Annotated in this window: 27 protein-coding genes; 1 reads left to right on the forward strand and 26 read right to left on the reverse strand. The window is 38.9% G+C overall.

Going from position 1 to position 14,391, the window contains the following annotated elements; all coding sequences use genetic code 11:
- Window positions 1-25 precede the first annotated feature (25 nt).
- From rpsM to rplC, 25 genes are all read right to left on the reverse strand, one after another.
- Window positions 26-403 carry a 30S ribosomal protein S13 gene (rpsM, locus tag ACIQZ6_RS05695; RefSeq protein WP_395809072.1) on the reverse strand — a complete coding sequence of 126 codons (378 nt, stop codon included), beginning with the start codon at window positions 401-403 and terminating at the stop codon, window positions 26-28.
- A gap of 90 nt (window positions 404-493) precedes the next feature.
- Window positions 494-610, reverse strand: a complete 117-nt coding sequence (gene rpmJ, locus ACIQZ6_RS05700) for a 50S ribosomal protein L36 (protein ID WP_276358784.1) — start codon at window positions 608-610, stop codon at window positions 494-496.
- Window positions 611-617: 7 nt separating this feature from the next.
- Window positions 618-836, reverse strand: coding sequence for a translation initiation factor IF-1 (gene infA / locus ACIQZ6_RS05705; RefSeq protein ID WP_026897900.1), 219 nt, complete (start codon window positions 834-836; stop codon window positions 618-620).
- A 144-nt stretch (window positions 837-980) separates the two neighbouring features.
- Window positions 981-1,766, reverse strand: coding sequence for a type I methionyl aminopeptidase (map, locus tag ACIQZ6_RS05710; protein WP_395809074.1), 786 nt, complete (start codon window positions 1,764-1,766; stop codon window positions 981-983).
- Between the two features lie 5 nt (window positions 1,767-1,771).
- Window positions 1,772-3,100, reverse strand: a complete 1,329-nt coding sequence (secY, locus tag ACIQZ6_RS05715; RefSeq protein ID WP_395809076.1) for a preprotein translocase subunit SecY — start codon at window positions 3,098-3,100, stop codon at window positions 1,772-1,774.
- A 6-nt stretch (window positions 3,101-3,106) separates the two neighbouring features.
- The gene (rplO, locus tag ACIQZ6_RS05720) at window positions 3,107-3,553 is read right to left on the reverse strand and encodes a 50S ribosomal protein L15 (protein WP_306550757.1); all 447 of its coding nucleotides are present in this window, start codon (window positions 3,551-3,553) and stop codon (window positions 3,107-3,109) included.
- 2 nt (window positions 3,554-3,555) lie between these two features.
- Window positions 3,556-3,735, reverse strand: a complete 180-nt coding sequence (rpmD, locus tag ACIQZ6_RS05725; protein WP_306550756.1) for a 50S ribosomal protein L30 — start codon at window positions 3,733-3,735, stop codon at window positions 3,556-3,558.
- 5 nt (window positions 3,736-3,740) lie between these two features.
- Complete coding sequence (rpsE, locus tag ACIQZ6_RS05730) at window positions 3,741-4,259, reverse strand: 30S ribosomal protein S5 (RefSeq protein WP_090706497.1); 519 nt, start codon at window positions 4,257-4,259, stop codon at window positions 3,741-3,743.
- A 60-nt stretch (window positions 4,260-4,319) separates the two neighbouring features.
- Window positions 4,320-4,673 carry a 50S ribosomal protein L18 gene (gene rplR, locus ACIQZ6_RS05735; protein WP_090706499.1) on the reverse strand — a complete coding sequence of 118 codons (354 nt, stop codon included), beginning with the start codon at window positions 4,671-4,673 and terminating at the stop codon, window positions 4,320-4,322.
- A 5-nt stretch (window positions 4,674-4,678) separates the two neighbouring features.
- Window positions 4,679-5,236 carry a 50S ribosomal protein L6 gene (gene rplF / locus ACIQZ6_RS05740; RefSeq protein ID WP_395809079.1) on the reverse strand — a complete coding sequence of 186 codons (558 nt, stop codon included), beginning with the start codon at window positions 5,234-5,236 and terminating at the stop codon, window positions 4,679-4,681.
- Between the two features lie 17 nt (window positions 5,237-5,253).
- Window positions 5,254-5,655 (reverse strand): 30S ribosomal protein S8, encoded by a 402-nt coding sequence (rpsH, locus tag ACIQZ6_RS05745; RefSeq protein WP_395809100.1) that lies wholly within the window; start codon window positions 5,653-5,655, stop codon window positions 5,254-5,256.
- Between the two features lie 192 nt (window positions 5,656-5,847).
- Window positions 5,848-6,117, reverse strand: coding sequence for a 30S ribosomal protein S14 (gene rpsN, locus ACIQZ6_RS05750; protein WP_090706504.1), 270 nt, complete (start codon window positions 6,115-6,117; stop codon window positions 5,848-5,850).
- On the reverse strand, window positions 6,117-6,683 hold the full coding sequence (rplE, locus tag ACIQZ6_RS05755; protein WP_306550753.1) for a 50S ribosomal protein L5: 567 nt from the start codon (window positions 6,681-6,683) through the stop codon (window positions 6,117-6,119). Before rplE ends, rpsN begins: the two co-directional genes overlap by 1 nt.
- Window positions 6,683-7,024, reverse strand: a complete 342-nt coding sequence (rplX, locus tag ACIQZ6_RS05760) for a 50S ribosomal protein L24 (protein WP_395809081.1) — start codon at window positions 7,022-7,024, stop codon at window positions 6,683-6,685. Before rplX ends, rplE begins: the two co-directional genes overlap by 1 nt.
- 1 nt (window position 7,025) lies before the next feature.
- A complete protein-coding gene (rplN, locus tag ACIQZ6_RS05765; protein WP_306550751.1) occupies window positions 7,026-7,394 on the reverse strand; it encodes a 50S ribosomal protein L14 in 369 nt (122 codons plus the stop codon).
- Between the two features lies 1 nt (window position 7,395).
- Window positions 7,396-7,650, reverse strand: a complete 255-nt coding sequence (gene rpsQ / locus ACIQZ6_RS05770) for a 30S ribosomal protein S17 (RefSeq protein ID WP_090706510.1) — start codon at window positions 7,648-7,650, stop codon at window positions 7,396-7,398.
- Between the two features lie 14 nt (window positions 7,651-7,664).
- Complete coding sequence (gene rpmC, locus ACIQZ6_RS05775) at window positions 7,665-7,892, reverse strand: 50S ribosomal protein L29 (protein WP_395809083.1); 228 nt, start codon at window positions 7,890-7,892, stop codon at window positions 7,665-7,667.
- Window positions 7,893-8,037: 145 nt separating this feature from the next.
- Entirely contained in the window at window positions 8,038-8,463 is a 426-nt protein-coding gene (gene rplP, locus ACIQZ6_RS05780) for a 50S ribosomal protein L16 (RefSeq protein ID WP_395809085.1), read from the reverse strand.
- A gap of 142 nt (window positions 8,464-8,605) precedes the next feature.
- Entirely contained in the window at window positions 8,606-9,484 is an 879-nt protein-coding gene (gene rpsC / locus ACIQZ6_RS05785) for a 30S ribosomal protein S3 (protein ID WP_395809087.1), read from the reverse strand.
- 6 nt (window positions 9,485-9,490) lie between these two features.
- Complete coding sequence (rplV, locus tag ACIQZ6_RS05790) at window positions 9,491-9,853, reverse strand: 50S ribosomal protein L22 (protein WP_090706515.1); 363 nt, start codon at window positions 9,851-9,853, stop codon at window positions 9,491-9,493.
- Between the two features lie 3 nt (window positions 9,854-9,856).
- The gene (rpsS, locus tag ACIQZ6_RS05795; protein WP_090706517.1) at window positions 9,857-10,123 is read right to left on the reverse strand and encodes a 30S ribosomal protein S19; all 267 of its coding nucleotides are present in this window, start codon (window positions 10,121-10,123) and stop codon (window positions 9,857-9,859) included.
- A complete protein-coding gene (gene rplB, locus ACIQZ6_RS05800; protein ID WP_306550745.1) occupies window positions 10,123-10,947 on the reverse strand; it encodes a 50S ribosomal protein L2 in 825 nt (274 codons plus the stop codon). The genes rpsS and rplB overlap by 1 nt, the downstream gene beginning before the upstream one ends.
- Window positions 10,948-10,954: 7 nt before the next feature.
- Window positions 10,955-11,245, reverse strand: a complete 291-nt coding sequence (gene rplW, locus ACIQZ6_RS05805) for a 50S ribosomal protein L23 (RefSeq protein ID WP_090706520.1) — start codon at window positions 11,243-11,245, stop codon at window positions 10,955-10,957.
- Between the two features lies 1 nt (window position 11,246).
- On the reverse strand, window positions 11,247-11,876 hold the full coding sequence (rplD, locus tag ACIQZ6_RS05810) for a 50S ribosomal protein L4 (RefSeq protein WP_395809090.1): 630 nt from the start codon (window positions 11,874-11,876) through the stop codon (window positions 11,247-11,249).
- A 4-nt stretch (window positions 11,877-11,880) separates the two neighbouring features.
- Window positions 11,881-12,498 (reverse strand): 50S ribosomal protein L3, encoded by a 618-nt coding sequence (gene rplC / locus ACIQZ6_RS05815; RefSeq protein ID WP_395809092.1) that lies wholly within the window; start codon window positions 12,496-12,498, stop codon window positions 11,881-11,883.
- A 281-nt stretch (window positions 12,499-12,779) separates the two neighbouring features.
- Between rplC and ACIQZ6_RS05820 the strand changes: the two genes are divergently transcribed.
- Window positions 12,780-13,385, forward strand: coding sequence for a hypothetical protein (locus ACIQZ6_RS05820; RefSeq protein ID WP_395809094.1), 606 nt, complete (start codon window positions 12,780-12,782; stop codon window positions 13,383-13,385).
- A gap of 19 nt (window positions 13,386-13,404) precedes the next feature.
- Here the strand turns inward: ACIQZ6_RS05820 and ACIQZ6_RS05825 are convergent.
- The coding region (locus ACIQZ6_RS05825; RefSeq protein ID WP_395809096.1) for a hypothetical protein at window positions 13,405-14,391 on the reverse strand (987 nt) is incomplete at its 5' end.

The raw sequence follows: 14,391 nt of genomic DNA on the forward strand, positions 1-14,391 counted from the left end.
TATCTCAAATCTCATATCTCCTATCTTACTTCGTTGCTTTTTTCTTATTTGCAACAGTTTTACGTTTTCCTTTACGAGTACGTGAGTTATTCTTGGTACGCTGACCACGAACTGGCAATCCCTTACGGTGACGTAAGCCGCGATAACAACCGATATCCATTAAACGCTTGATGTTTAATTGTACTTCAGAACGTAATGCACCTTCAACTTTGATTTCATCGTTGATAAAACCACGAATTGCTGCTAACTGATCATCGCTCCAGTCTTGAACTTTAATATTCACATCTATACCCGCATCGTTCAGTATTCTTTGTGCAGTTGCCTTTCCGATACCGAAAATGTAAGTAAGTCCGATCTCTCCTCTTTTGTTTCTTGGTAAATCAATACCTGCTATCCTTGCCATAATTCCTTGAGTTGTAAGTTATAAGTTGTCGGTTATAAGTAGAAAGTCAAAAACTTATAACTTATTACTAATTACTTATTACTATTAATATTATCCCTGACGTTGTTTAAATTTTGGGTTCTTTTTGTTGATCACATAAAGTACTCCTTTGCGACGGATCACCTTACAATCAGCACTACGTTTTTTGATGGATGCTCTAACTTTCATCTTTATCCTATTTATATCTGTATGTTATTCTGCCTTTACTCAAATCATAAGGAGACATTTCCAATTTCACTTTATCTCCAGGTAGAATCTTGATGTAGTGCATCCTCATCTTACCAGAAATGTGCGCAATGATTTCATGTCCGTTTTCCAACTCAACACGAAACATTGCATTAGACAATGCCTCTCTAATTATTCCGTCTTGTTCTATTGAAGCCTGTTTGGCCATATATTATTTAATTTTTCCTGCTTTAATGCAAACTCTGATTGAAAATTCTTGTAATTCTCTTGAATACAACAGCTTTACAAACAAAATTTCAAACCCTAAGCCCATCACAACAGGGATGCAAAATTAAATAAAAATTTTTAATATTTAATCTTTTTGTTTTAAAACTTCCTCAATGTATTCAAATGACGAAAGCACATCGGCTTTACCCCTTTTAATTGCCACTGTATGCTCATAATGCGCAGATGTTTTCTTATCGACAGTACTTACTGTCCAGCCATCTTCCCAGAATTTAACACCAGCCTTACCTGCATTGATCATGGGTTCGATTGCAATAACCATCCCCTCTTCCAATTTTATCCCAGAACCACGCTTTCCATAATTAGGAACCTCTGGCTTTTCGTGCAGTTTTACTCCAACACCATGACCTACCAGTTCTTTCACTACACCAAAACCATTTTTCTCAGCATGTTCCTGAACTGCATAACCCACATCACCCACTCTCATTCCAACTACAGCCTTTTCAATAGCAAGGTTTAAACACTCTTTGGTAACTTTAAGAAGCTTCATTGTCTCAGCATTTACATTCCCAATAGGAAACGTATAGGCTGAGTCGCCAAAGAACTCATTTAATATCACACCACAATCAACTGAAACAATGTCTCCGTCTTTGATAACATACTCACTCGGAAATCCATGTACTACCTGATCATTTAATGAAATGCAAAGGGAATAAGGAAATCCATTGTAATTCAAAAATGCAGGAACGCCACCATGATCACGGATAAACTCTTCTGCAATTTTATTAAGCTGAATAGTCTTTACACCTTCTCGGATATTTTTGGCTACTTCAGCCAAACTTTTCGAAACAAGCAGAGAACTTTCCCTGATTTTCTCAATATCTTCAGAAGACTTGTAAAAAATCTTAGACATGGATCCTAAATTACCGAACCACCTGCCGAAACAGGAGTACGACCTTTTATCCTGCCAGTTTTCATTAATCCATCGTAATGACGCATTAATAAATGACTTTCAATCTGCTGTAACGTATCTAAAACAACCCCAACCAGAATTAACAGAGATGTACCGCCATAGAAATTAGCAAATTGACTGTTAACACCAAGGATAATAGCGAGAGATGGCATGATCGCAATAATCGCTAAAAATACTGATCCAGGTAATGTGATCTTTGATATCACTGCATCAATATAATCACCCGTTGACTTACCTGGCTTTACTCCAGGAACAAACCCGCCATTTTTTTTCATATCATCAGACATTTGAACCGGATTAACGGTAATAGCTGTATAGAAAAAAGTAAAGGCAATGATCATAAAGCCAAAGGTCAAGTTATACGTTAAAGATGTATAATCACTGAACGCGGCTAAGAAAGAAGATTGTGCTGCAGGAAAGAATGAACCAATGGTGGTAGGTATGAACATAATTGCCTGAGCGAAAATAATCGGCATAACACCAGCAGCATTTACCTTTAATGGAATATATTGACGTACACCACCATATTGTTTTGCTCCAACAATCTTTTTAGCATACTGTACTGGAATTTTTCTGACACCCTGAACAATCAAGATAGTAAACATTACTACCAGGAACAAAGCAGCAATCTCAACGATAAAAGAGATCAAACCTCCTTGAGCTCCCATACGAGAGTTAAACTCAGAAAGAATACCAAAAGGTAATTGAGCGATGATACCTACCATGATGATCATGGAAATACCGTTTCCAATACCTTTATCAGTAATTTTCTCTCCTAACCACATCACAAACATGGTTCCTGCCGTTAATATAAACATAGAAGAAACGGTGAACATAGGCTCTGAAAGCAAGCGAGCATCAGGGCTGATCTGTGAACGTACATATCCAATTGCTTGTAAGGCAGTAATGATAATGGTCAGATAACGTGTAAACTGATTGATTTTTTTACGTCCGCTCTCACCTTCCTTTTGAAGTTTCTGGAAATAAGGTACAGCAATACCTAGTAACTGCACTACAATTGATGCAGAAATATAAGGCATAACCCCCAATGCGAAGATAGATGCACGAGAGAAAGATCCACCGGCAAACATATTCAGTAATCCAAGTAATCCTTCTTTTGCCTGAGCATCGTCTAGAGAAGCAGAATTAACGCCAGGTAGTACGATAAATGAACCTATCCTATAAATTAAAAGACATAAGAGCGTGAATAAAATTCTCGCTCTTAAATCTTCAATTTTCCAAATATGGGATAGCGTTGTAAAAAACTTCTTCATGGATAATTATAGTTTAACTATTGCACCACCCAAAGCTTCAATCGCTTTTTGAGCTGTAGCTGAGAATGCATGCGCTTTAACATCCAGTTTGGACTTTACCTCACCTCTACCTAAGATTTTAACTAGGTCATTCTTAGAAGCTAAACCATGCTCTCTGAATGTATCAAAATCGATTGAAGTTAAATTATACTTTTCAGCAAGGGCTTGCAATGCATCTAAATTAACACCTACATATTCTGTACGGTTAATTGGGTTGAAACCAACCTTTGGTAAACGGCGTTGTAAAGGCATTTGACCACCTTCAAAACCGACCTTGCTCTTGTATCCTGAACGTGATCCAGCACCTTTATGACCACGAGTGGAAGTTCCACCGCGACCAGATCCGGTTCCACGACCGATACGTTTTCTATTTTTTGTTGAACCTTCTGCAGGCTGTAAGTTACTTAAGTCCATGATTAGATACTTTCTACTGCTACTAAATGATTAACTTTTCTCACCATTCCGATAATTGCCGGATTAGCTTCAACCTCTACAGAGTGGTTCATTCTTCTTAAACCTAATGCCTGCATAGTTCTTTTTTGACGCTCGCTTCTATCGATAACGCTTTTAATCTGGGTTATTTTAATTTTAGCCATGATGATTATCCGTTAAATACTTTATTTAAATTCACCCCACGCTGCTGAGCTACAGTATAAGCATCACGTAATTGTGATAGTGCTAATACAGTTGCCTTAACCACGTTGTGCGGGTTAGATGAACCTTTTGACTTTGCAAGTACATTATGTACCCCTGCGCTTTCTAGTACCGCACGCATCGCACCACCTGCAATAACACCGGTACCCGGTGCAGCAGGCTTAATAAATACGAAGCCTCCAGAGTATTTACCGATCTGCTCATGAGGAACAGTACCGTTAATTACAGGAACTTTTACTAGGTTCTTTTTTGCATCATCGATTCCTTTAGCAATTGCTTCTGTAACCTCTTTTGCCTTACCAAGTCCGAATCCTACGATTCCGTTTTCATCTCCTACCACTACGATAGCAGAAAAACTGAAGGTACGTCCACCTTTGGTAACTTTAGCAACACGCTGGATGCTAACTAAGCGATCCTTTAATTCGATCTCGCTTGATTTTACTCTTTTTATATTGATAGTTGACATTCTCTTTATTTTATGATAACACCGATATTATTGATTTATGATCGCTGTAACCGATGCTAATTAAAATACTAAACCAGCTTCACGTGCACCTTCAGCCAATGATTTCACACGACCATGATACAGGTAGCCATTTCTGTCAAAAACAACTTGGCTTACACCAGCCGCTAATGCTTTCTCTGCTACTGATTTACCAACTGCTTTTGATTGATCAGATTTGTTTCCGTTTGCAACAAAATCTTTAGATAAAGATGATGCTGAAACAATGGTAATTCCGCTATTATCATCGATAATCTGAGCATATATCCCTTTATTGCTTCTGTACACTGACAAACGCGGGCGCTCTGCAGAACCTGTTAATCTCTTTCTGATTCCTCTTTTGATTCGCTCTCTGCGAGATAATTTAATTCCTGCCATGATGATTATTTTTTAGCGGCTGATTTACCAGCTTTTCTTCTTAACACTTCACCTACAAACTTGATACCTTTACCTTTGTAAGGCTCAGGGGCACGTAGTGAACGAATTTTCGCTGCTACTTGTCCTAACAATTGCTTGTCGATACTCTCTAATATAATTACCGGATTCTTACCCTTTTCTGATGTAGTAGTAACCTTAATCTCTTTTGGTAATTCAAACACGAAATGGTGAGAGAATCCTAAAACTAGATCTAGTGTATTTCCTACATTGGTAGCACGGTAACCAACACCAACAAGTTCTTGTTCTGATTTGTATCCTTCAGTAACACCAACAACCATGTTATTGATCAATGAACGATATAAACCATGAAGAGCTTTATGACGCTTCTGCTCAGAAGGACGTTCAACAGTAAGTATACCGTCTTGCTGAACAACTTTTATATCTGAATCTACATCCTGAGATAATTCACCTTTTGGTCCTTTAATGGTTACCAGGTTAACATCAGAAACTGATACTGTAACACCTGCTGGAATATTAATCGGGGCTTTTCCTATTCTTGACATCTTCTCTTATCCTCCTATTAATAAACGTAACATAAAACCTCACCGCCAATATTCAAATTCTTAGCTTCTTTATCAGTCATAATACCTTTAGAAGTAGAAAGAATAGCGATACCTAAACCGTTTAATACACGTGGCATGTTATCAACACCAGCATATCTTCTTAAACCTGGAGTACTCACACGTGAAATATTGCGAATAGCCGAGATTTTAGTAATTGGATTGTACTTCAAAGCGATCTTAATCGTTCCCTGAGTATTCGTATCCTCAAACTTGTAATTAGTAATGAACCCTTTGTCAAAAAGAACTTTTGTCATTTCTTTTTTAAGGTTCGATGCAGGTATCTCTACAACGCGGTGGTTAGCCTTGATGGCATTCCTTACTCTCGTAAGATAATCTGCTATTGGATCTGTATTCATTATTTATTTATTTTGATAGTGGTTTCCTTTTCCAACCTATTCGGAACGACCTGCTATCGGTTAATTCTTAAGTTATAAGTATTAAGTTGTAAGTTGTAAGTTTCAAAACGCCTAAAGGTGTTATGATCTTATAAACTGTTGTTTGATTTACTGGTTATACAACTTATAACCTAAAACCTACAACTTTAAACTTTATTACCAGGATGCCTTACGTACTCCCGGGATTTTACCTGCCAATGCCATTTCACGGAATGTTACCCTTGAAATACCAAACTGACGCATATAACCACGAGGACGACCAGTTAATTTACAACGATTGTGTAAACGTACCGGTGAAGAATTTTTAGGTAATTTATCAAGACCTTCAAAATCTCCAGCAGCTTTTAGGGCTGCTCTTTTATCTGCGAACTTGGCAACTAATCTGGCACGTTTAACTTCACGTGCTTTTACACCTTCTTTAGCCATTATTGTTGAATTGTAGTTTGATTTTTAAATGGTAAACCGAATTGCTTAAGTAATTCTAAAGCTTCAACATCTGTTTTAGCAGTAGTTACGAAAGTGATATCCATACCCATGATCTTATTGATTTGATCGATATTGATCTCAGGGAAGATGATCTGCTCAGTTACTCCTAATGTATAGTTTCCGCGGCCATCAAAACCTTTATCATTGATTCCTTTGAAATCACGAATACGAGGCAAAGCTACAGCGATCAAACGATCAAGGAACTCATACATATGATTATCACGTAATGTTACACGAACACCGATTGGCATTCCTTTACGTAATTTAAAGTTAGAAATATCTTTCTTAGATTTTGCAGGAATCGCTTTCTGACCAGTAATAGTGGTCATTTCATTGATTGCATTATCAATTAACTTCTTATCGGTTGCAGCTGCACCAACACCCTGGTTGATTGCAATTTTCTGCAAGCGAGGAACCTGCATTACGCTTTTATACTGAAATTTATCCTTTAAAGCTGTAACGATTTCCTCGTTATATTTTGATTTTAATCTTGGTACGTAAGCCATTACTTAATTTCCTCCCCAGATTTTTTAGAGATGCGTATTGATTTACCATCAGCATTTTTCTGTTTACCTACACGAGTTGGTTTACCAGTTTTGGCATCAACAAGCATAATATTAGAAATATGAAGACTGGCTTCTTTCTTTATGATACCTCCGTTTGGAGTGGCAGCATTTGGTTTTGTATGTTTAGATACCATGTTGGCACCTTCAACTATAATTCTGCTAGTAGCTAGCTGAACTTCTAATACCTTTCCTTGTTTTCCTTTAGAATCACCTGCAGTAACTTGTACTAGGTCTCCTTTACGGATTTTTAACTTAGGTTGTGATTTTATTTTCTTTTCCATTTTACAAAACCTCCGGTGCTAATGATACAATCTTCATGAATTGTTTTTCACGTAGCTCTCTAGCTACAGGGCCGAATATACGTGTTCCACGCGGCTCGTCCTGAGCGTTCAGCAATACAGCTGCATTATCGTCAAAGCGGATATATGATCCATCTTTTCTTCTGATCTCTTTCTTTGTTCTCACAACAACTGCCTTTGAGACAGATCCTTTTTTGATGTTACCTGATGGAAGAGCGCTCTTTACGGTGACAACTACTTTGTCACCTATGGATGCATAACGCTTTCCAGTACCACCTAAAACGCGGATAACTAACACTTGTTTAGCTCCACTGTTGTCAGCAACATTCAGTCTTGATTCCTGTTGTACCATGTTACTTAGCTCTTTCTAAAATTTCCACTAATCTCCAGTTCTTGGTCTTACTCAGCGGACGAGTTTCCATGATTAACACTGTATCACCGATACCGCACGTGTTAGTCTCGTCATGAGCCATAAATTTGGTAGTTTTCTTAACGAACTTACCATAAATCGGGTGCTTCACTTTACGCTCAACAGAAACAACAATAGATTTCTCCATTTTGTTACTTACTACCAACCCGGTTCTTGTTTTTCTTAATTGTCTTTCCATTTTGGACTTTATATTTATTCAGAAGCGGACTCTGTCGCAGCAGATGCTTTTGCTTCCGCCTTGCGCTTAGTCAATTCTGTGTTTAAACGTGCTACATCTTTTCTAACTTTTGTGATCCTAGTAGGATTCTCAATAGCTGAAACTGAATGAGCAAATTTCATTTTTGTGAGATTGGCTTTCTCTTCATTAATTCGGGCAACAACTTCTTCAGTTGTTAATCCTTGTATTTCTGAATTCTTCATATTCTTTTTAGTTGTAAGCTGTAAGTTGTAAGTTGCAAGTCACAAATCGGAGACTTTTAACTATTTCACTTAAAACTCTTTGTATTTAAGTTTAAAGTTCAATTATAGGCGTTGGGTCAGAAACTTATAACCTATAACTTATAACTTACGACTCAGTTACAAAATCTCTTCTAATAACAAATTTTGTTTGAACCGGTAATTTCTGAGCAGCTAAACGCATGGCTTCTTTTGCAATTTCTAAAGGTACACCTTCAGCTTCAAAGATCATTCTACCAGGTCTTACAACTGCTACCCAATACTCAGGAGCACCTTTACCTTTACCCATACGTACTTCAGCAGGCTTTTTCGTAACTGGCTTGTCTGGAAAAATACGAATCCAAACCTGACCTTCCCTTTTCATGAAACGGGTAACCGCAATACGGGCAGCTTCTATCTGACGACTGGTAATCCAGGCCGGCTCTAATGATTTGATTCCGAAAGAACCGAAGGCTAATTCTGCACCGCGACCGGCCAGACCTTTCATTTTGCCCTTCTGCATCTTTCTGAACTTCGTTCTCTTTGGCTGTAACATGTTATTATTTTTATTTTGTTGTTAGTTATTAGTTGGTTAGATACTACCCGATATCTATCGAGTTGGTTAGCTTTCAGTTTGTTGTAAATACTGTTTTGTAATACTAACTACTAACTACTAATCACTAACTACTAATTCTTAATTATTTCTTACCTCTAAAACCACCTGCGCCACCGGCATTACCACCACGATTTTGACCACCTGGACCGCCGCCACGATTTTGACCACCGCCACGGTTATCACCGCCGCGTCTGTCGCCACCACCACCACGATTATCAGTACGTCTGTCGCCACCGCCGCGTCTTTCGCCGCCACCAGCAAATGGTGCTGCGCTACCTTCAGGGCCTCTACCTTTTACTCCGGTTGTTTGACCAATGTTTGGAGAAAGATCACGTTTTCCGTAAACTTCGCCTTTCATGATCCAAACTTTAACACCGATCTTACCATATGTAGTAAGCGCTTCAGATAAAGCGTAATCTATATCAGCACGGAATGTATGCAAAGGCACACGTCCATCCTTATATTGCTCGGTACGTGCCATTTCAGCACCACCTAAACGACCTGAACACATAATTTTGATACCTTCAGCTCCCATACGCATGGTTGATGCGATTGAAGTTTTCATGGCACGACGGAAAGAAATCCTTGCTTCTAATTGCTTTGCAACTCCTTCACCTACTAATTGTGCGTCTAATTCAGGACGTTTGATCTCAAATATATTGATCTGTACGTCTTTCTTTGTCAGTTTTTTAAGTTCTTCTTTGATCTTGTCAACTTCCTGACCACCTTTCCCAATCACGATACCCGGACGGGCAGTGTGGATAGTGATGGTGATACGCTTCAATGTACGCTCAATAACCACTTTGGATATTCCGCCCTTTGAAATACGTGCTGCCAGGTATTTTCTGATCTTTTCGTCCTCAACTAATTTCTCGGAGTAATCGTTCCCACCAAACCAATTAGAATCCCAACCTTTGATGATTCCTAATCTGTTACCTATTGGATGTGCTTTTTGTCCCATTTCTCCTTACTTAGTTATTGGTTCACTATTTTTACTGTCAACTATCAAAGTTACGTGGTTAGAACGCTTACGAATTCTATGTCCGCGACCCTGTGGAGCTGGTCTTAATCTCTTTAACTGGCGTCCGCCATCAACCATAATTGTTTTTACAAACAATTCATTGTCTTCAGGGCGTTGACCTTCATTTTTTGATTCCCAATTTTTGATTGCTGATAACAAAAGTTTCTCAACTCTTATTGCAGCCTCTTTATTGGTAAATTTCAAAATATATAAGGCTTTCTCAACCCGTTCACCTCTGATCAGATCAACAACCAATCTCATCTTACGTGGTGAGGTAGGGCAATTATTTAGTTTTGCTATTGCTTCCATTGCTTATTTTTTCTTATCAGAGTGACCTCTAAATGTTCTGGTTGGAGAAAATTCACCAAGCTTATGCCCAACCATGTTCTCAGTTACATATACAGGAATAAATTTATTTCCGTTGTGAACTGCAAATGTATGACCTACGAAATCCGGAGAAATCATTGACCTACGTGACCAAGTTTTGATCACAGTTTTCTTATTACCCTCATTTTGCGCAGTTACTTTCTTCGCTACGTTATGATCTATATAGGGTCCTTTTTTTATTGAACGTGCCATTATTTCTTCCTTCTCTCTATGATGTAACGATCAGACGCTTTCTTTTTATCGCGGGTTTTAAAGCCTTTCGCTAATAAACCTTTTCTTGAGCGAGGATGACCACCTGATGATCTACCTTCACCACCACCCATTGGGTGATCGACTGGGTTCATTGCTACACCTCTTACTCTTGGACGACGACCTAACCAACGTTTTCTACCTGCCTTACCTAATACTTCGTTTGCTTTTTCGGAGTTTGAAACAGTTCCGATAGTTGCCATACAAGTAGCTAGGATCATACGGGTTTCGCCAGAAGGCATTTTAATGATTGCATATTTACCATCACGTGCTGAAAGCTGAGCATAAGCACCTGCACTACGTGCGATAATCGCACCTTGTCCGGGGTTAAGTTCAATGTTGTGAATGATAGATCCTAACGGAATGTTCTTCAAAGGAAGTGCATTTCCGATTTCAGGAGCCGAAGCTTCACCTGAAACAACCTTCATTCCAACCTTTAAGCCTTCCGGAGCAATAATGTAACGTTTTTCACCATCGGCATAATTTACCAAGGCGATACGTGCACTACGATTCGGATCGTACTCAATTGTGGCAACAGTTGCGGGGATATCGTTTTTATCGCGTTTAAAATCAATCAATCGGTATGACTTTTTATGTCCCCCACCGAGATAACGCATAGTCATTTTACCGGAATTATTTCTACCACCGGAATTCTTGATGCTAGTAACTAACGATTTTTCTGGAACGTTAGTAGTTACATCAGAGAAAACTCCTCCTACTCTGAAACGAGTACCCGGGGTAACCGGTTTAAATCTTCTTACTGCCATGTCTTAATTAAATATTGCTGTAAAAGTCAATGGTTTCACCATCTTTTAGCGTTACTATTGCTTTTTTGTACTTAGGAGCATTTCCTGTTACAACACCAGCCTTAGTGTTACGCGATTTTGTTTTTCCATAAACAACTATCGTATTGATAGCCTGGATATTCACTCCATACATTTTTTCGATCGCACCTTTGATCTCTAATTTGTTGGCTCTGTGATCAACCTTGAATGAGAAGCGGTTTAACTTTTCAGTTAAAGCTGATGCTTTCTCGGTTAGAATTGGTTTCTTTAAAATTTCCATCTTACTTAGCGAACGCCTCCTCCAATGTTTTAACAGTTTCTGTAGTTAGCAATAAAGTTCCTGAGTTCAATACATCATATGTATTTAATTCTGCTGCAGTAACTACTTTTGCTTTCTTTAAATTTCTGCTTGATAAATAAACATTGTTATTTGCAGCTGGCAATACTAATAATGTTTTAGCATCAGTTAGTTTTAAATCTGCCATGATCTTCACGTAGTTTGCAGTTTTGATCGAGTCAAAAGAGAACGCTTCGAGAACAACAATGTTATTATCTTTTGCTTTGTAGGTAAGTGCAGATTTACGAGCTAAAGATTTAAGCTTTTTATTCAGCTTGAAACTGTAGTCGCGTGGCTGCGGACCGAATACACGACCACCACCATTAAATAATGGAGATTTGATAGATCCTGCACGGGCACCACCTGTACCTTTTTGTTTGTATAATTTTTTGGTAGATCCGGCGATCTCATTACGTTGCTTAGACTTATGCGTTCCTTGGCGCTGATTTGCCAAGTATTGCTTTACATCTAAATAGATCGCATGATCGTTTGGTTCTACTGCGAAGATCGCATCAGGAAGCTGCACCTTGGCACCTGTTTCTTTACCTGATATATTTATAACCTTAACTTCCATCTTCTTATTTATCAACGATTACGTAAGAACCCTTAGCTCCCGGAATTGAACCGCTAATCACTAATAAGTTTTGCTCTGTATAAACTTTCAAAACCTGAAGATTCTGAATTTTGACGCGGTCGCCACCCATACGGCCTGCCATACGCATACCTTTGAATACACGAGAAGGCCATGAAGATGCACCCAGGGAACCTGGAGCTCTTAAACGGTTATGCTGTCCGTGAGTTTGACCACCAACACCACCAAATCCATGACGTTTTACAACACCCTGAAAACCCTTACCTTTTGAAGTTCCAACTACATCGACATAATCGCCTTCAGCGAAGATCTCAACACTTACAATATCTCCAAGAGCTTTCACATCTTCAAAATTCTTAAACTCAACAAGCTTACGCTTAGGAGTAGTTTTAGCTTTTGTGAAATGCCCTTTCAATGGACCGCTTGTGTTTTTCTCTTTCTTGTCGTCGAAAGCTAACTGAACTGCTGTGTAGCCGTCTGTATCGACGGTACGTAGTTGGGTTACTACGCATGGTCCAGCTTCGATCACTGTACAAGGGATATTTTTCCCTTCAGCATCGAATATGCTGGTCATTCCTACTTTTTTTCCAATAATTCCTGACATTTTCTTTAATCAATTTGTGTCCATCGAAGCAGTAGGGCTTCGTTCAAGACATAGTAAACCCCTATAAAGGGAGGGCAAAGATAGGAAAGTCTTATTAATTATCAAATAGTTGGGTGATTATTTTTTAATTTATTTAAAGAAGGGGGGAAGGGGGGTAATAAGTGATAAGTTTTAAGTTATAAGTAATAAGTTATAAGTATTAAGTATAAAGCTGAAAGCAGAAAATTAATTATAATAAACCCATTATAAATCAGTTATTTGTAATAAAAAATACCATAAACATGAGATTAAGCAGATTATTCTATTTACTACTTATTATAGGTATAGCCACAAATGCATTTGGGCAGGTGCCTTCAGCAGATTCTATTGCGGTAAGACAGGCTTCAGTACAATCAGATACACTTTCACAGCAATATAATGAAATGATTAACCGCTTAGGTTTCAATAAGAATGGTACGAAACCTACGATTATAGAGCTCTGGAAGAATGTGAATGATAGTTTGCTCCAGCACAAGAAGTTACTGAAGCAAAGCAAAGCTGAACTTGATAAAAGTTCTCAGCGTATCAGCGCTATGAAGGTTGAGATTGATAATTTAAAAGCTTCAGGATCTTCTATCGGTGAACTAAACACATTAGACCAATCTGTTAACGGTTCGAACAACTATCTATATTTATGGGGCGCTCTGCTCCTGCTTGTTGCTGTACTTGCTTATGCCATTTTAAGGATGCGCAGCGCGGTTAAAGAAGCCAACTATCGCACCGCACTTTATGATCAGCTTTTTGAAGAACTTCGCGAAAACCGCTCTAAAGCCAATGAACGTGAAAAAAAACTAGCACGTGAGCTGCAAACGGTCAGAAATAGGATTGAGGAGTTGACTGGGAAGTGAAAGGAAAAAGATTAATAATTTAAGGAGCAATCTTTCCAACAACCTGATAATTCCAAATATAAGTGTTAACCGGAAGTCCAATTGAACTTGAGGTAATCTCAAACTTATTGGTAAAACCCTTAACAAACACCTGTGTAAAGCCAGAAAGTTCAGCTGCATGTTTATTGGCCGGATAAAGAATTGGATATGAACCACCAGTAAATGATTCTGAATATAAAACTTCAATTAATCTTTCATTTGCAGAACCACTTCCTCCAGAAATAACAATTTTAACGGTACCAGCTAAATTTGTACCTAAAACAGCACTTTCGGCATCAACATTAGTCCCTGTTAAACCTTTTGTGGATATAAATGATCCATCTACTAATATTGAAGAAACTACCGGTCTGATTACGTTTGGAGATGTCAGCGTTTTATTAGTGAAGGTTTCTGTTCCTGCTAAGGTAGCCAAGGTTCCAGTAATTGGAAGCGTAACTGTTCCAGCTTCTGCAGTAGCATTGGCATTCAGGATTGTAGTTCCAGAGGTAGAACCTGCAATAACCAATTTACCAACGTTGCCTGCTGCTCCGAAGGTCTTCGCTCCAGTGATGCTTTGAACGCCGGCTAAAGTCATATCGCCTGTGGCTGCAGCAACCCAGCTTGGGGCTAGCGTTGTTCCATTACTTTGAAGAACCTGTCCTGCAGATCCGTTAGCTAGCATCGCAGTTGTTCCTGGGGCTGACTGGTATGGAAGCTGTCCGCCTAGTCCGGCTGCAAGGTTAGTGGCAGTGCCTGCAGTTAAACCTGCTGCTGTCCCTGTTACATTGTTCATTATGCCGGATACTGGAGTTCCAAGAGCCGGAGCAGCAAGGGTTTTATTGGTTAAAATCTCTGTACCGTCTAAGGTAGCCAAGGTTCCAGTAATTGGAAGCGTAACTGTTCCAGCTTCTGCAGTAGCATTGGCATTCAGGATTGTAGTTCCAGAGGTAGAACCTGCAATAACCAATTTACCAACGTTGCCTGCTGC

This window comes from Daejeonella sp., assembly GCF_044348475.1.
Lineage (GTDB): Bacteria > Bacteroidota > Bacteroidia > Sphingobacteriales > Sphingobacteriaceae > Daejeonella.

Bases quoted from the DNA above. Each gene is read 5' to 3' on its own strand.
- rpmJ (WP_276358784.1), bottom strand. From the start codon at position 610: ATGAAAGTTAGAGCATCCATCAAAAAACGTAGTGCTGATTGTAAGGTG.
- rplB (WP_306550745.1), bottom strand. From the start codon at position 10,947: ATGGCAGTAAGAAGATTTAAACCGGTTACCCCGGGTACTCGTTTCAGA.
- rplC (WP_395809092.1), bottom strand. From the start codon at position 12,498: ATGTCAGGAATTATTGGAAAAAAAGTAGGAATGACCAGCATATTCGAT.
- rpsS (WP_090706517.1), bottom strand. From the start codon at position 10,123: ATGGCACGTTCAATAAAAAAAGGACCCTATATAGATCATAACGTAGCG.
- rpsM (WP_395809072.1), bottom strand. From the start codon at position 403: ATGGCAAGGATAGCAGGTATTGATTTACCAAGAAACAAAAGAGGAGAG.
- ACIQZ6_RS05820 (WP_395809094.1), top strand. From the start codon at position 12,780: ATGAGATTAAGCAGATTATTCTATTTACTACTTATTATAGGTATAGCC.
- map (WP_395809074.1), bottom strand. From the start codon at position 1,766: ATGTCTAAGATTTTTTACAAGTCTTCTGAAGATATTGAGAAAATCAGG.
- rpsC (WP_395809087.1), bottom strand. From the start codon at position 9,484: ATGGGACAAAAAGCACATCCAATAGGTAACAGATTAGGAATCATCAAA.
- rpsN (WP_090706504.1), bottom strand. From the start codon at position 6,117: ATGGCTAAAGAAGGTGTAAAAGCACGTGAAGTTAAACGTGCCAGATTA.
- rplR (WP_090706499.1), bottom strand. From the start codon at position 4,673: ATGGCAGGAATTAAATTATCTCGCAGAGAGCGAATCAAAAGAGGAATC.
- rplW (WP_090706520.1), bottom strand. From the start codon at position 11,245: ATGGAAATTTTAAAGAAACCAATTCTAACCGAGAAAGCATCAGCTTTA.
- rpsE (WP_090706497.1), bottom strand. From the start codon at position 4,259: ATGTCAACTATCAATATAAAAAGAGTAAAATCAAGCGAGATCGAATTA.
- rpmC (WP_395809083.1), bottom strand. From the start codon at position 7,892: ATGAAGAATTCAGAAATACAAGGATTAACAACTGAAGAAGTTGTTGCC.
- rplE (WP_306550753.1), bottom strand. From the start codon at position 6,683: ATGGCTTACGTACCAAGATTAAAATCAAAATATAACGAGGAAATCGTT.
- rpsQ (WP_090706510.1), bottom strand. From the start codon at position 7,650: ATGGAAAGACAATTAAGAAAAACAAGAACCGGGTTGGTAGTAAGTAAC.
- rplN (WP_306550751.1), bottom strand. From the start codon at position 7,394: ATGGTACAACAGGAATCAAGACTGAATGTTGCTGACAACAGTGGAGCT.
- rplO (WP_306550757.1), bottom strand. From the start codon at position 3,553: ATGGACTTAAGTAACTTACAGCCTGCAGAAGGTTCAACAAAAAATAGA.
- rpmD (WP_306550756.1), bottom strand. From the start codon at position 3,735: ATGGCTAAAATTAAAATAACCCAGATTAAAAGCGTTATCGATAGAAGC.
- rplX (WP_395809081.1), bottom strand. From the start codon at position 7,024: ATGGAAAAGAAAATAAAATCACAACCTAAGTTAAAAATCCGTAAAGGA.
- rplD (WP_395809090.1), bottom strand. From the start codon at position 11,876: ATGGAAGTTAAGGTTATAAATATATCAGGTAAAGAAACAGGTGCCAAG.
- infA (WP_026897900.1), bottom strand. From the start codon at position 836: ATGGCCAAACAGGCTTCAATAGAACAAGACGGAATAATTAGAGAGGCA.
- rplV (WP_090706515.1), bottom strand. From the start codon at position 9,853: ATGGAAGCAATAGCAAAACTAAATAATTGCCCTACCTCACCACGTAAG.
- rplP (WP_395809085.1), bottom strand. From the start codon at position 8,463: ATGTTACAGCCAAAGAGAACGAAGTTCAGAAAGATGCAGAAGGGCAAA.
- rplF (WP_395809079.1), bottom strand. From the start codon at position 5,236: ATGTCAAGAATAGGAAAAGCCCCGATTAATATTCCAGCAGGTGTTACA.
- secY (WP_395809076.1), bottom strand. From the start codon at position 3,100: ATGAAGAAGTTTTTTACAACGCTATCCCATATTTGGAAAATTGAAGAT.